At 52.2% G+C, this 14,912-nt stretch carries 7 protein-coding genes; 3 read left to right on the forward strand and 4 right to left on the reverse strand.

What is annotated here, in order from left to right; all coding sequences use genetic code 11:
* The first annotated feature begins 51 nt into the window (after nt 1-51).
* Together LWL52_RS17280 and LWL52_RS17285 are read left to right on the forward strand one after the other, a co-directional pair.
* Nucleotides 52-2,127 carry a thioredoxin domain-containing protein gene (locus LWL52_RS17280; protein WP_242922357.1) on the forward strand — a complete coding sequence of 692 codons (2,076 nt, stop codon included), beginning with the start codon at nt 52-54 and terminating at the stop codon, nt 2,125-2,127.
* Between the two features lie 484 nt (nt 2,128-2,611).
* Nucleotides 2,612-5,860: an amidohydrolase family protein gene (locus LWL52_RS17285; RefSeq protein ID WP_437179369.1), complete on the forward strand. Its 3,249-nt coding sequence runs from the start codon at nt 2,612-2,614 to the stop codon at nt 5,858-5,860.
* A 95-nt stretch (nt 5,861-5,955) separates the two neighbouring features.
* Here LWL52_RS17285 and LWL52_RS17290 read toward each other — a convergent pair whose 3' ends face one another.
* The gene (locus LWL52_RS17290; protein ID WP_242922369.1) at nt 5,956-7,140 is read right to left on the reverse strand and encodes a serine hydrolase domain-containing protein; all 1,185 of its coding nucleotides are present in this window, start codon (nt 7,138-7,140) and stop codon (nt 5,956-5,958) included.
* Between the two features lie 105 nt (nt 7,141-7,245).
* On the opposite strand from LWL52_RS17290, the gene LWL52_RS17295 reads away from it, so the two are divergent.
* A complete protein-coding gene (locus LWL52_RS17295; protein ID WP_242922371.1) occupies nt 7,246-7,860 on the forward strand; it encodes a DsbA family oxidoreductase in 615 nt (204 codons plus the stop codon).
* Nucleotides 7,861-7,921: 61 nt separating this feature from the next.
* Here LWL52_RS17295 and LWL52_RS17300 read toward each other — a convergent pair whose 3' ends face one another.
* The 3 genes from LWL52_RS17300 to LWL52_RS17315 all read right to left on the reverse strand — a co-directional run bounded on the left by LWL52_RS17300 (nt 7,922) and on the right by LWL52_RS17315 (nt 14,906).
* Nucleotides 7,922-8,089, reverse strand: a complete 168-nt coding sequence (locus tag LWL52_RS17300; protein ID WP_242922373.1) for a hypothetical protein — start codon at nt 8,087-8,089, stop codon at nt 7,922-7,924.
* Nucleotides 8,090-8,193: 104 nt separating this feature from the next.
* Complete coding sequence (locus tag LWL52_RS20570; protein ID WP_255749823.1) at nt 8,194-8,997, reverse strand: tellurite resistance TerB family protein; 804 nt, start codon at nt 8,995-8,997, stop codon at nt 8,194-8,196.
* A 410-nt stretch (nt 8,998-9,407) separates the two neighbouring features.
* Nucleotides 9,408-14,906 carry a DUF8696 domain-containing protein gene (locus LWL52_RS17315; protein ID WP_242922380.1) on the reverse strand — a complete coding sequence of 1,833 codons (5,499 nt, stop codon included), beginning with the start codon at nt 14,904-14,906 and terminating at the stop codon, nt 9,408-9,410.
* Nucleotides 14,907-14,912 lie beyond the last annotated feature (6 nt).

Raw genomic sequence — 14,912 nt, forward strand, 5'->3', positions numbered from 1 at the left:
CCCTTACAAAGCAATAATCGCTTATGGCTACCTGTATCCAAAGACTATACTATGGCCAAAGATAGAAAACCAAACCGCCTCATTCACGAAAGCAGCCCCTACTTGTTGCAGCACGCCTATAACCCGGTAGATTGGCATCCCTGGGGCGAGGAAGCGCTGCAGAAGGCAAAACAGGAGCAAAAGCCCATTCTGGTAAGTATAGGTTACGCTGCCTGCCACTGGTGCCACGTGATGGAGCACCAGTCGTTTGAGCAGGAAGACATAGCGGCTGTGATGAACGAGCACTTTGTGTGCATCAAAGTCGACCGCGAGGAGCGCCCCGATGTGGATGCCGTGTACATGGATGCGCTGCACGCCATGGGCTTGCAGGGTGGCTGGCCCCTGAATGTGTTCCTCAATTCGGATGCAAAGCCCTTCTACGGGGGTACCTATTTTCCGCCAAAGCAATGGATAGGCCTGCTGGAGAACATCGCCGAATCGTATGAGAAAAGCCGCGAGGAGCTGGATGGCTCTGCCGAGCAGTTTGCCCAGCACCTGAACCGCAGCGAATTGGCCCAGTTTGGTTTGAAGGAGAGCAACTACCATGTGCGCGAAGAAGACTTCCGGCTGCTGGGCCACCACCTAAGCACCCGCTTCGACAAAGAGAAAGGCGGCCTGGGTCAGGCACCCAAGTTCCCAATGCCGACTAATTACATGTTCCTGCTGCGCTACTATCACCAGACCAACGACCAGACCGCCCTGAACCAGGTACACCTTACCTTGCGCGAGATGGCTTATGGCGGCATTTACGACCAGATAGGCGGTGGCTTTGCCCGCTACTCCGTGGATACCGACTGGCTGGTGCCCCACTTTGAGAAAATGCTCTACGATAACGGCCAACTGATGAGCCTTTATGCTGAAGCGTACCAGGCCACACGTGAAACATTGTACCATGAGGTAGTATATGAGACGATCGCTTTTGTGGAGCGGGAGCTGATGAGTGAGGAAGGCGGCTTTTACTCGTCGCTGGATGCCGATAGCGAAGGCGAGGAAGGCAGATTCTATACGTTCACGAAAGAAGAGCTGCAGGATATATTGGGCGCTGAAGAACCCCTTTTCTCCAAGTATTATCATGCCACCGCTGCCGGTAACTTCGAGCACGGCCGTAACATCCTGCACCGCCGCATATCGGATGAGAAGTATGCTAAAGAAAACGAGCTGGAACTGGATGTGCTGCAGGAAATGGTACAGGGCTGGAAAGAAAAAATAATGGCCGTACGCGCCACGCGTGTGCGCCCCGGCCTGGATGACAAAATCCTCTGTTCCTGGAACGCGCTGATGCTCAAAGGCCTGGCAGATGCCTACTATACCTTTGGCAACAAGCACTTTCTAGAACTGGCCCTGCGCAACGCCCGGTTTATACTTACCAAGTTAAAGCAGGGCGATAAGCTCTACCACAACTATAAAAAAGGCAAAGCCACCATCGAGGGATTCCTGGAAGATTATGCACTGCTGATTCGCGCTTTCACCAGGTTGTATAAAGTAACCTTTGAGGAGGAGTGGCTGCTGGAGGCCAGAAGCCTGGCGGATTATACCTTGCAGCACTTTTTTGACGAGGACGAGCAGCTGTTCTTCTTTACCGACAACAGTTCCGAAAAGCTTATCGCACGCAAAAAGGAGATCTTTGACAATGTGGTGCCTTCTTCCAACTCGGTGATGGCCACCAACCTGCACTTCCTGGGTTTATACTTTGATGAGGAGCGTTATACTTCCCTCTCAGATGAAATGCTGCGGAAAGTCAAAGAGCTGGTCGTAAAAGAGCCCTCGCACCTGAGCAACTGGGCCATGCTCTACTTCTACAAACTTACGCCCACCGCCGAGGTAGCCATTGTAGGCGACCAGGCACCTGAAATGCGCTCTGAGCTCAGCTCCTTCTTCCTGCCCAACATGCTCCTGCTTGGCAGCACACAGGAACAGGCAGCCGACTCAAAGATCCCGTTACTCGCCGACAAAGTCGCCATACAGGGCAAAACCACGGTGTATGTCTGCTACAACAAAACCTGCCAGTTGCCCGTGCACACGGCCGCTGAAGCTCTGGAGCAACTGCAAAACAAAACGCAACAGGACAGCAAGTTCCCGGCTTTGTAGGCAGGCTCAGCTATACTTAGCTTACAGTGTCCGGCTATTCCGGATTTCTTAATCCGGAACGAAGTCTGGAGCGGATTTCCTAATTCACGTTAACCACAGCTGCTGGGGATTAGGAAATCCCTGGCAGCTGGCTTCCGGACTGGGAAGTCCGAAAGAGCAGTGTGTTAGAAAACTAAAAGTTCATGCTATAGCGCAAGCGTCCGCTTGTGCTGTTCAGGCAAAGTGCCATAGCTGACAAGGCACAAACGGACGCTTGCGCCAGAGATGCTGCTTCGCTGGGCCAGCCGCATGTGGTCTGGGTCCGTACAAGCACTGTTATCGCAAGTATAGCGGAGTAGCTCCAACTGTACTAACAGCAAGATTGCAAACTTGCGGCAGGGAAACGCTTTGCCAACCTCCTCCCCTTTCATCCAAGCATCTAATTCCCTAACTTGTAGCACAAACTAAGCTACCCTTACGAATGAACAACCGTACTTACCTGCGCATGTTGCTGGCAGCCGCCCTGGCCCTCCCTATCAGCACTGCCCATGCCCAGGACAAAAAAGAAGCCCCCAAGTGGAAGGTGGAAGACGCCCACGGTCCGCAAAAAGAAGTCACTATCACTACCACCGAAGGTACCTGGATGAGTGTGGATGTGAGCCCGGATGGCAAGGAGATCGTGTTCGACATGCTCGGCGACATCTACCTGATGCCCATCACCGGTGGCAAAGCCAAACTGCTCTCCGGCGGCCGTGCCTTTGAGGTACAGCCCCGTTTCAGCCCCGATGGCAAGCTCATCTCGTATACTTCGGACAAAGGCGGCGGCGACAATATCTGGGTGATGAACCGCGATGGCTCCAAGCCCCGCCAGGTGACCAACGAAAACTTTCGCCTGCTCAACAATGCCGTCTGGACACCCGACGGGCAATATCTCATCGCCCGCAAGCACTTTACCGGTACCCGCTCGCTGGGCGCCGGCGAGATGTGGATGTACCACCTTTCAGGGGGCAGCGGCGTGCAGCTCACCAAACGCAAAAACGACCAGCAGGATGCCGGCGAGCCCTTCGTGTCGCCAGATGGTAAGTATGTATACTTCTCCGAAGATATGAGCGGCGGCTCCACCTTTGAGTATAACAAAGATCCGAACGGACAGATCTACGTGATCCGCCGGGTAGACCGCAACACCGGCAAAATAGAGAATGAAGTAAGCGGAAATGGCGGTGCCGTGCGCCCGGTGCTCTCGCATGATGGCAAGTACCTTGCTTTTGTGCGCCGCGTACGTACTAAATCGGTGCTGTTTCTGCACGACCTGAAATCAGGTGAAGAATGGCCGATCTACGACAACCTGAACCACGACCAGCAGGAAGCCTGGGCTATTTTCGGTGTGTACCCGAACTACTCCTGGACACCCGACGACAAGAGCATTGTGTTCTGGGCCGGTGGCAAGATCAACAAAATTGATGTGGCAAACCGGAAGGTGACCGAGATTCCGTTCGAAGCAACGGCTACGCACCACATCGCGCAGGCGGTTCGCCACGATTTCAGCAAAGAGGGCATTACGCCCAAGCAGTTCGAAGCAAAGGCTATCCGCCATGCGGTTACCTCGCCCGACGGCAAAACCCTGGTGTTTAACGCAGCAGGCTACCTCTACAAAAAAGAACTGCCCAACGGCAAGCCCGAGCGCCTCACCAAAGGCCAGGATTTCGAATTTTATCCTTCCTTCTCGCCTGATGGCAAATCGCTGGTGTACGCCACCTGGGATGATGCGGACCTGAGTGCGGTGATGAAGCTCGACATTCGCAAAAAGAATGCGAAGCCCGAGAAACTGACCACCGAGAAGGGCTATTATGCCACGCCATCATTCTCGCCAGATAGCAAGTATGTGGTGTATGTGCGCGAGCGCGGCAACAACCACATGGGCTATACGTTCAGCAAGGACCCGGGCATTTACTACATGCCTGCCAAAGGCGGTAAAGCCGTGCTGGTAACCGAGAGAGGTTCCTCGCCTGAGTTTAATGCCACCTCCGACCGTATTTTCTTTACCGGTTCCGAAGGCGACAAGGCAGCTTTCAAAAGTATAAACCTGCAGGGCAAAGAGGAGATCACTCACTTTACCTCCAAGTATACCACCGAATTCCACCCGAGCCCCGACAACAAGTGGGTCGCTTTTGTGGAGCTGTTCAACGGTTACATTGCTCCCCTGTCTGCCAATGGCAGCGGCCTGGACCTGAGTGCCGAAACTAAAGCAGTGCCTGTAGCGCGCTTTACCCGCGACGCGGGCAGCAGCATCAACTGGTCCGCGGACAGCAAAAAGATCCACTGGGTGCTGGGCGATGAATACTTCTCCAACGATTTGAAGGACCGCTTTAAGTTTGTAGCCGGCGCGCCCGATACCTTGCCCGCCATTGATACCACTGGCATCAAGATTGGCCTGAAGCTGACCACTGATATCCCGAAAGGCAAAGTGGCTTTCACTAACGCCCGCATTATCACCATGAAGGGGGATGATGTGATCGAGAAAGGAACGATTGTAGTGGAAGGCAACCGCATTATAGCGGTTGGCAAAGATGTGCAGGCTCCGGCCGATGCCAAAGTGATCGATGCGGCAGGTAAAACCATTATGCCGGGCATTGTGGACGTGCATGCGCACATGGGCACTTTCCGCAACGGCATGAGCCCTAAAAAGCAGTGGGCATACTATACCAACCTGGCCTATGGCGTGACCACCACCCACGACCCGTCGTCTACCACCGAGATGGTATTCAGCCAGTCGGAAGCCGTGAAATCGGGAGCCATGGTAGGGCCGCGTATTTACTCGACGGGCACCGTGCTGTATGGCGCCGATGGCGATTTTAAAGCCGTAATCAACAGCGAAGAAGATGCAATGTCGCACCTGCGCCGTATCCAGGCAGCCGGCGGCTTTTCGGTGAAGAGCTACAACCAACCCCGCCGCGAGCAGCGCCAGCAGGTCATACAAGCAGCCCGCAAGCTGAACATGACCGTTGTGCCCGAAGGTGGCTCGACGTTCTTCCATAACCTGACCATGATCCTGGACGGCCATTCCGGTATTGAGCACAACATCCCGGTGGCGCCGCTCTACAAAGACGTGATCGAACTGTGGAAAGCCAGCAACACGGGCTATACGCCTACCCTGATCGTGAACTACGGCGGTAACTCAGGTGAGAACTACTGGTATCAGCACACCAAAGTATGGGAGAAAGAGCGCCTGCTGCGCTTTACGCCACGTTCGGTGATCGATAGCCGCTCGCGCCGCGTAATGCAGTCGCCGGACGAGGAGTATGAAGGCGGCTACATTGCCACTTCCAAAGCAGCAAAAGCCCTGACGGATGCCGGCGTGAAAGTGAACCTGGGCGCGCACGGACAGTTACAGGGCCTGGGCGCCCACTGGGAACTATGGATGCTGCAGCAGGGTGGCATGACGAACCTGGAGGCGCTGCGAGCCGCTACCTTAAATGGCGCGCAGTATATTGGCATGGGCAGCGAGATCGGTTCCCTGGAAACAGGCAAACTGGCTGACCTCATCGTGCTGGACAAGAACCCGCTCGAAGACATCCATAACTCAGAAAACGTGCGGTATACGATGGTGAATGGCCGCCTGTACGACGCCGAGACCATGGCTGAGATTGGTAACTATAACAGCAAGCCTTCCAAGTTCTACTGGGAGAACAGTAAAACAGCTTCCGCCTTCGACTTTCACGAAGAAGCCGCTTCAGAAGGTATCATCTGCGACTAACAAAAGTAGCGTTATACTTAAACGGAAAGGGCCATCTCAACTGAGGTGGCCCTTTCCGTTTATACTTATTTGCTGTGGCTGGAGCAGCCTTTGACTTACTCTTTTACGGCTGCCAGCACGCGTTTAATGAATTCGTTCTGGTTGCCGTCGTGCCAGCGCCATACGATCACGAGGTCGTGTGCCGGGTCTACCCAGATGGTGTTTTGTCCGGCGCCCAGTGCGGCATAGCTGGTAGTAGGCGCATCCGGCCAGAACTTGCCTTCGGTGTTCAGCCACCACAGGTAGCCATAATCCGGCCCCACAGGTCCACGGCGTGTGGTAGCCTGTTTCACCCACTCTTCCGACACCAGCTGTTTGCCGTCCCAGCGGCCGTTGCGCAGAAAAAGATAGCCAAAGCGGGCTTCGTCGCGAGCACTGATCCAAAGGCCGCCGCCCCAGCGCGTGCCGCCGCTTACCGAAGGCATCTGCTGGCCGTTTATACTTACCGTCGAGTTGCGGTAAGGCACCCATTGCCAGGTATCGGAAGCCCCTATCGGGTCCATGATCTCCTGCTTAAGCACCTGCGGCAAAGGCTTTTCCCAGAGCCGCAGCAACGAAAGCGCCAGCCGGTTGATGCGCACATCGTTATACTCATAAAAGGTACCCGGCTCCTGCAGTTCACGTGGCTTGCGCTCGCCTTTGCCAAAGGCCTCGTGCCCGATAAAGTTGCTGTTCTTGCCCCACGATTCGCCTTCCCACTCGCTCGTTTGGCGGGCATGCTGCTCCCAGGTTATTTTGTTGTTGTGTGCCGAATCGTAACCGCCATCATGCACATACTTTGCTACCGGGTCCGTTATACTTTGGATCATGTCTTTGTCGATGGTTAGGCCCAGGATGGTAGATAGAAAGCTTTTCGCGGCGCTGTAGGTCGGGTCGGCTGCTTTAGTATCGCCCCATTCGGCCACAATGTAGCCGTTCTTAAGTATAAGGCCGTTGGTAAAAGCCCTGTCAGCTGGCAGTGGCCCGAGGGGTGTGCCGAAGATCTCTTCCTGCGTGGAGAAATCCTTCTTCATCTGGGTGGTTTCCTGCGTTTTGGCCCATTCCACGGCTTCCTGCAGTTTGGCGGCATCCAGGCCCAGCTGTTCGGGTTGCTTATGCTCCCAGTTATCCCCTTTGCCGGGAAAGTATACTTTGGATGCGGTTTGCTGTTGTTGGGCGGTGGCCGTTTGCTGCGGTTGCTGCTGGCAGGCCAACAGCCCAAGTGCCAGGGCAAGTGTATAAAAATAACGTCGAAGCATCATGATCTTTTTTTTAGCCTCTCAAGCTACAAAAAAATTGCCTGCATTTACAACAACCAAAACAATGCCACGCGGATCCGGTAAAAGAGAGAAACCAGACTACCGCTAATGTTACAGATTAAAGTATACTCCGATTACGTGTGCCCTTTCTGCTTTCTGGGCGAAGTGGTGCTGGAGCGGGCGCTTCAGGGTATAAAGGGCCAGGTGCAGATAGAATGGATGCCGTTCGAGCTGCGCCCCTACCCTACGCCCACGCTCAAACCCGAAGAAGACTACCTGCAGACCACCTGGCAAAACTCGGTGTACCCGATGGCCGCGCAACTGGATATCCCCATTGTGCTGCCGGCCGTATCTCCCCAGCCCCACACGCACCATGCTTTTGAGGGGTACCAATATGCCCGGGAAAAAGGTTTGGGCGAGGCGTACACCCAACGCATGTTCCGTGCCTTTTTTCAGGAAGAGCAGGACATCGGCGATCTGGAGGTGCTCACAAAACTGGCCAAAGAAGTGGGGTTAAATGAGGAGGAATTTAGGCTGGCCCTGAAGGCAGGCAAGTATAAACAGGCACACCTGGATGCGCTGAAGCAGGCGTATGAGGAGGTACAGGTGACTGCGGTGCCTACCTTTATCATCGGCAACAAAAAAGTGCGGGGTTTATTAAGGGAAGAAGATTTGCGCCGACTGATCAAACAGGAACTTGAGAACCTGCCAGATGCCCGCTAAGCAGAAACAGCTGGTACTGTAATGTTCGTTACAGTACCAGCTGTTTTAATTAAATGAGAATTTACTTAGAAACGGCTGCTTCTTTATAGTTGTAGGCGCTGCCGTTTAAACCATCCATAAAGCCTCTTTTCGCATCGCGCCAGTCAAAAGCGAGTACAATTAAGAACATAGCCAGCATCCCCAGCAGAAAGATGCGTACATCACGGCCACTTACAGTTTTTCGCTTCATTTGATACAAGTATAGGTTACAGATTCCTTATAACTAGCATCAATATAAGGAAAATTAGATATAACCTGTATGATGTAGCAATATAAGTAGAGGCTAGCTTAACGTTACCAGCCGGTGCCGCCGCGCCTGCCGCCAAAAAGGCCGCCCAGCAACGAGCCTAGTCCGCCAGAGCCCATGCCGCCGTAACCGCGCCTGCCGTTCAGGCCACCAAGTATGGAGATAATGGAGCCTAAGCCGCCACCGCGCATTCCGCCACCCATCATGCCACCACCCATACCACCGCCTAACAAGCCACCGAGCAACCCTCCGCCCAGTCCACCCATCATGCCGCCACCGTAGCCCCTGCGCCCGCCGCTCATCATTCGTCCGATAACCAGTGGCGCCAGAATGCCCAGCATACCCGTTACCATGGCCGGCGAAATGCCTGCTTTCTTAAACATATCGCCAAAGCCGCTTTTATTCAGGAATGACTGTGAGGTTGGATCTTCGCCGCGCTGTTGCGCCTCGTCTGCCTTGTTCACAAACTGATCCAGAATACTGAACTGCTCCTGGTCGATACCCAGGTAATCGGCTATCTCAGAAATGCGCTTTTGTTCTTCGGAAGAATACTGGCCATCTGACTTGGCAAAGCTGATAATATCGGTAATGAAAGAAAACCGGAGCGGGCTACCTTTGAGCACATCCAGGCACTTCTGCAGGTTGATCACAGACGGGTTCTTAGCGATCTGCACCACTTCCTGCTGCACATTATCTGTTAGCTCTGCTGCCTGGCCCATCAGTTTCAGAAATTCCAGCTCTTCGGCCGAGGCATTCCCATCTGCTGACGCCATAGTAGCTAGTGCGCCAAAATAAGCCCCTTTTTCCTCCTTGGAGTAATCTTTTAGTAAGGTGGTCTGTTCCTGTTCCATTTGTTTTCATATTGTTGGTAGAGCTCTAATAACGCATAGCAGCCTCTGCAGGTTGATGCCATGCCATCCAGCTTGCTTGAATGACAGTATAGCAGCCGCCATGGGGTCGCGCAGCTTTTAGAACAACTGCCTTGAAAGCTCCCCTTAAGTATAATCTAACTATAATCCGGCCAATCAATGCTCGGTTACCTCGCTGGGCAGAGGTAGTTTATGCCAGGTATGTGTAGCTCGAAAGAAGCGGACAAAACAGAGCCGTTACCAGCAGCGCTGGGAATTGCTTATACTTACCTGGATTAACATCTTGCTGCGCTATTTGCTGTTGACCGCGTGGGGTTATACTATACTTAAAAGCAAAAGAACCGGATAAAATACCCGGTTCTTTCAGCTTTAAACCCTAATAGTTATTGTAATTACTCTCTTAAAAGCTTGAAGTGGGCCAGATGGCCATCCAGCTGTGTTGTGATAAAGTATACGCCCTGTGGCAGTCCATCTCCAAGCTGCAGTTTCTCGGATGTCAGGCCCTGTTTCACGTGGACCTTGCGTTGCAGCAACTGCTTGCCTACGGCGTTGTGTACCGTAATGAGCAGCTCTCCGTCCTGTACAGCCGCTATATCCAGGGTTATTTCGCTGGAGAATGGGTTAGGGTATACTTTGATGTTATCAGCCACGGCATCGAAGGTTACCACTTTTGGTCCGAAGAACTCAAAGGTGCCATTTACATCCACTTGTTTCAGGCGGTAGTAACGGGTGCCGTGCTTGCCGTTTTCCCTGTCCCGGAACTCGTATACCTGCTTCACAGCCGCATTGCCGTTTCGGGTAGGGATGAATGTGAGCTTACGGTATACTTTGCCATCTTCCGACACCTGCACTTCAAAGCCGGTATTATCCTTTTCCTGTGCCGTAGCCCACTCCAGCAACACGTCGTTTGCTTGTTTGCTGGCCCGCAGGTAAATTATCTCCACCGGAAGCGGGGTGAGCTGGCCTGATTCCGCGGCAAACACGTTATTTTGAACACATGTAGTTCCGTCGGCGGTTACTTCTACCTTCACCTGCACTAATTCATCCTCCACTTTCGCAATGGTATAGGTCTGAGCAGTTTCATTTGCCAGCTTTACAAAATTGTTTGCAGTATTATCATACTTGTACCACTGGTAAGTAAGAGCCGTTCCCCCGTTTGTTGCGTTTGCGGTAAAGGTGGCAGGGTCTCCGATTTTCAAAGGAGTCGGCGTAACTTTTATCTCGGCAAAGAACTGTAAAACAGGTTGTTTTACTACATCCGGCACTGGCATTTCGCGCAGGCAGCTGGAGCCGTTAGAGGCCACGATCTTGTAGCTTCCTTCAGGCCATAAGCCAAAATTCAGTGCATCGCCCGTACCTGCCATCGTTTTCACATTTTCAGCTGGTAACCGGACAAGCTGGTAATTAACCCCTGTTTCAGAATCAGACAATACAATAGGAGTTCCTGTACTTGTTTGCGGGCAGTAGCTACCACTTTGTGCCGTGAAGGCAAGCGGGTAGGGATTGACAACCAACGGAGAAATTGCCGATGTGACCGAAGCCTGGCAAACGGATGTTGTGCTATTGCTTACCGTCACATAATAGCTGCCGGCATCGCTTACGGCCAGGCCGGTGATGGCCAGCGTGCTTGTTGTTCCACTGGTTGCCGTAGTGTTGGTTATACTATACTTGCTGCCAGAAAGCAGCGTGGAACTGCCATCGGCGTTTTTCCTGTACCAGGCAAACGATATGCCGGTGCCTGTGGCACTTGCAGTATAGGTCACATTGTCGCCTTCGCACTTGGCTTGTGAGGTGGTACTTAAGTCTGCTGTGAGTGTGGCCGGCTGGTCCACGACAATGGTAACTGGGGTAGATTGTGCTTTGCCGGCACACTTAGTGTTAGCAACATAGGCATCTATATCCGAATAAATATTGACATAGACCTGATCCCCGTTCACATAGCCTCCTGCCGCTGCCGCATCTGTTGTTAGTTGCAGTGTGTTAGAACCACTATAAGGAACAGTTCCTAAAGAGTATAAGGTGCTACCCCTTTTCAATACCCATTCCAAGCGCACATTGGCAATAGACCAATAAGGAAATGATGCAGCAAGCGTAGCCGTAAAAGTTATAGAACCGCTTATACAGATTGGGTTCGGGCTGGCCGCTAGCGTAACGGTATAATCAGGCACGTCGGCGCTATACATCCTGTACGACATCTGATTGTCTAATACAGCATCACAAAGTGCTCCGCTCTTAGAGCTTACCTTTACACCATAGTAATCCTGCGAGGAAAGGCCTGCATCATCCGTTACGGGCGCACCATTCTTTCTATCTACTTTTTCGTTCTTCGTCCACTGGTAAGTAAATAGACTTGGATCCAGTAATACGCCCGTACCTTCTTTTACTATTGGCTGATAGTACCGGTAAGCCTGCGCCTTTATGATGTCCGGCGTACCGGCCGGGAACGGATACTGGTCATTCGCAATCGGAAAACTTCCAGCACCTGTCGGGATCAAATTACCCGCTTTATCCACCGGCTGGCCCTTATCATTGGCCAGGTAAGGATAAATAACTTCGGCATCGCGGTATACCTTTGCAGTATAAGTCACATTTTCTCCCTGGCAGAAGGGAAACGGATTTGCAACGACGATTACCTTGTAAACAGACTTTTTAAGGGTTACTGTTTTCGAAACGGTATTTTTACAGCCACTTGCGTTTGTATAAGTGTAGGTAATCGTCTTAGTACCAGCTGCTCCTGCAGCGCAGGTATTAAAGGTAGTGCCTGTTACGCCAGGGCCTGAGAAAGTACCTCCTGCCGGAGAGCCTGTTAAGGCATAGTTCCCATCTCCTGAATAGACGACCTGCCCGTCGGTTATACCGGTAAACGACATGGTTGGTAGCGGATTAACGGTAAAGTTTGTTGACCCGCTCGCGCTGCTACAGGATTTGCTATCTTTTACCACTACGCTATAAGTACCAGCTATACTTGCCGAAAAGCTTGCCACATTGCCGGGGTTTGTTACCCCAGCCGGCACGGTCCAAATATAGGTATAAGGAGCAGTTCCACTGGAAACTGTGGCTGTTATAGTAGTTGAGTTACCGGCGCATACTGCCGGGCTGGTAACAGTAACGGTTGGATTTGGATTAACAGTAACGGTAATTACCTGGCTCGATACCGGGGTGGCACATACGCCTGAGGTTACAGTGCGTCTGTAATAAGTAGTACCGACGGTTGTAGTTGCAGGTGTATAATTAGGCTGGTTGTTTGTTCCACTAGCAGCCGTCCAGGAGCCGGTTCCGGTAGCGCTTTTCTCCCACAGGTAAGTATACGTGCCATCTCCTCCGCTTACAGTGCCAGTAATAGCAGAAGCCACCGCATTCTGGCAGTAACTGTATGTGGCAGCCCCTGCCAGGGTATTCACGATACTTGGTACTACGGTAACTTTAAACTCATTGCTTTCTGCGCCAACGCATGCCCCGGAGGTAACAATCCGTTTGTAATAAAATTCTCCTGCCTGCGCGGTAGCTGGCACCAGGGTTGCCGTATTTCCACTCACCGGGCCCCAGGTACCGTTTACGCCGGATTTTACCTGCCAGCTGTAAGTATAAGTGCCGGTACCACCGCTCACAGCTCCTCCTATTGCAGAAGCAACAGCATTCTGGCAATAGGAGGATGTACCTGAAATAACGTTCACAATTGCTGGCGTAACTGTTATGGCAACGACATTGCTTTCCTTGTTAGCGCAATTGCCGGAAGTCACGATGCGCTTGTAGTACCTGGTTCCGGCAGTTGTGGTAACAGGCGTATAATCCGCCCCGGTAGCTGTGCTAATGGTTGTCCATGGCCCACTGGCTGCAGCGCTTTCCTGCCAAACGTAAGTATATGTTCCATCGCCGTTGCCACCACTAACTGCTCCGCCAATAGTTGTAGCAGCAGTATTCTGGCAATAGGCCGTAATTGTGGTACTAATGCTATTTACTACCGAAGGCGTAACGACTACCTTCAGTACGTTGCTTTCGCCGTTTGCGCACTGGCCTGAGCTTACCAGTCGTCTGTAGTAAGTGGTACCACCCGTTGCAGTGGAAGGCGTGTAAGAAGCACCGGTAGCCGTACCTGCGGCATTGGTCCACGGACCTGTTTCCGTTGTACTCTGCTGCCATACATAAGTATAAGAGCTGCTGTTACCTCCTGATAACGTGCCGTTGGTGGTTAACGCTGTTGCCGTAGCGCCCTGGCAATAGTCGGTGGTACCGGCAATGGTATTGCCTGCAATGGCTGGCTGAACAGTTACCGTTACAATATTACTTTCTACCGGTGCGCAGGTTCCCGAAATCACGTCTCTTCTGAAGGCGTAAGTACCTGCTGTAGCTGCAATCTGCGGATCATAGCTTACCCCATTGTTAGGAGCAGGCGCAACTTCCCAGTTGCCATTTCCGGTTTTCTGATACCAGGCATAGGTATAAGTTCCATCACCCCCGGATGCAGGGTTACCTGTAATAGTTTCGATCGGGCTATTAAGGCATATTGTCTGGTTTGGCGTGGTAAGGGTATTAACAATTTGCGGCAGCACCGAAATTTTTATTGTTTCGTCACTAACATTCGTACAACTGCCGACTTTTGCTATTCTGCGGTACCACCGGTCTGCGGTGTGGGCTCCCAGCATAAGATCTACTCCTATACCTCCGGCAGCACTTGCAATGTTAGTAAAATCAGTGCCGTTGCTGCTGACCTGCCATTGGTAAGAAACTGTTCCTAAGGTTGATGTTGCTTCACTGCCATCGAGCGGAACAGGTGTTGCACCATAACAAACCAGTTGATCCTGGCTGTTGATAATGTTATTGCCAACGATCGTTTCTTCAACCGTAATAGGCGCTGATGTAGTGGAACAGCTGTTGCCATCGGTTACCTGTGTTACAATTACATAATACTGCCCGGCTATACTTACATTGATACTTCTGTCGGTTCCTGCAGGGGCATCTGTATCCCCTTCTTCTTTGAACCAGGCATACGTATAATTTGTCCCGCTCGGCGCTGTTAGTACGGCAGTACCCGGCGAACAGAAATAGGTATTAGAACCTTCCAGAATAGTGGCCACCGGCATCGCCGTAATTTTAACGGACACCACATCGCTGTAGTTAGTACAAAAGCCCGAAACTACTTTTCTTCTGTAGTATGTGGTGGTAGTGGCAATTACTGTTTGGGTGGCAGGCTGGTAATCTTCGGCATTGTTTACCTGGTCGGCCGCTACCCAGCTACCTGTGCCCGTTGTGCTTTGTTCCCATAAGTATGTCAGGTCTGTGGCTCCTGATGCTGTGGCGCCATCCAGTAAAGCAACGGGGGTACCTGAACAGATGGTTTGTGCACCGGAAAGAATAGTATTGTTTGTTATGGCCGGTGATACCACCACCGCTACCGGTTCGCCTACGCTGGTGCAGCTACCTGATGTAATGGTTCGGCGGTAGTACATGGTGCCGGCAGTAGCAGTTGATGGCAAATAACTAGCCGTATTGTTTGTACCGTCGGCAGGAGCCCACGAATCAGTACCGGTTGTGCTTTGCTCCCACAAATAAACCTTTGCTGATACTCCGCCGCTAACAGTAGCCGTTAAAGCCGAAGGCGTTGCATTCTGGCAATACTCTCTAATACTTGTAATAGTCCCCTGCGTGAGTGCTGGTGTCACTGTAATCGTAACTTTTTGCGTCACAGACTGACAAGTGTTTGTAGTGCCGGCTACCTGGTACGTAATGGTGGCAGTTGGGCTAACTGTAAGGGTTGAACCCGTAGTTCCTGCCGCTACTCCAGTACCAGACCATACGTACGTGTCCGCGCCGCTCGCCGTGAGCGTTATTTCTTCACCTGCGCAGATTTCGGTTTTGCTGGCAACAACACTAACCACAGGCTGTGGCTTCACGCTTAT

The organism is Pontibacter liquoris (assembly GCF_022758235.1).
Taxonomy (GTDB): Bacteria; Bacteroidota; Bacteroidia; order Cytophagales; family Hymenobacteraceae; genus Pontibacter; species Pontibacter liquoris.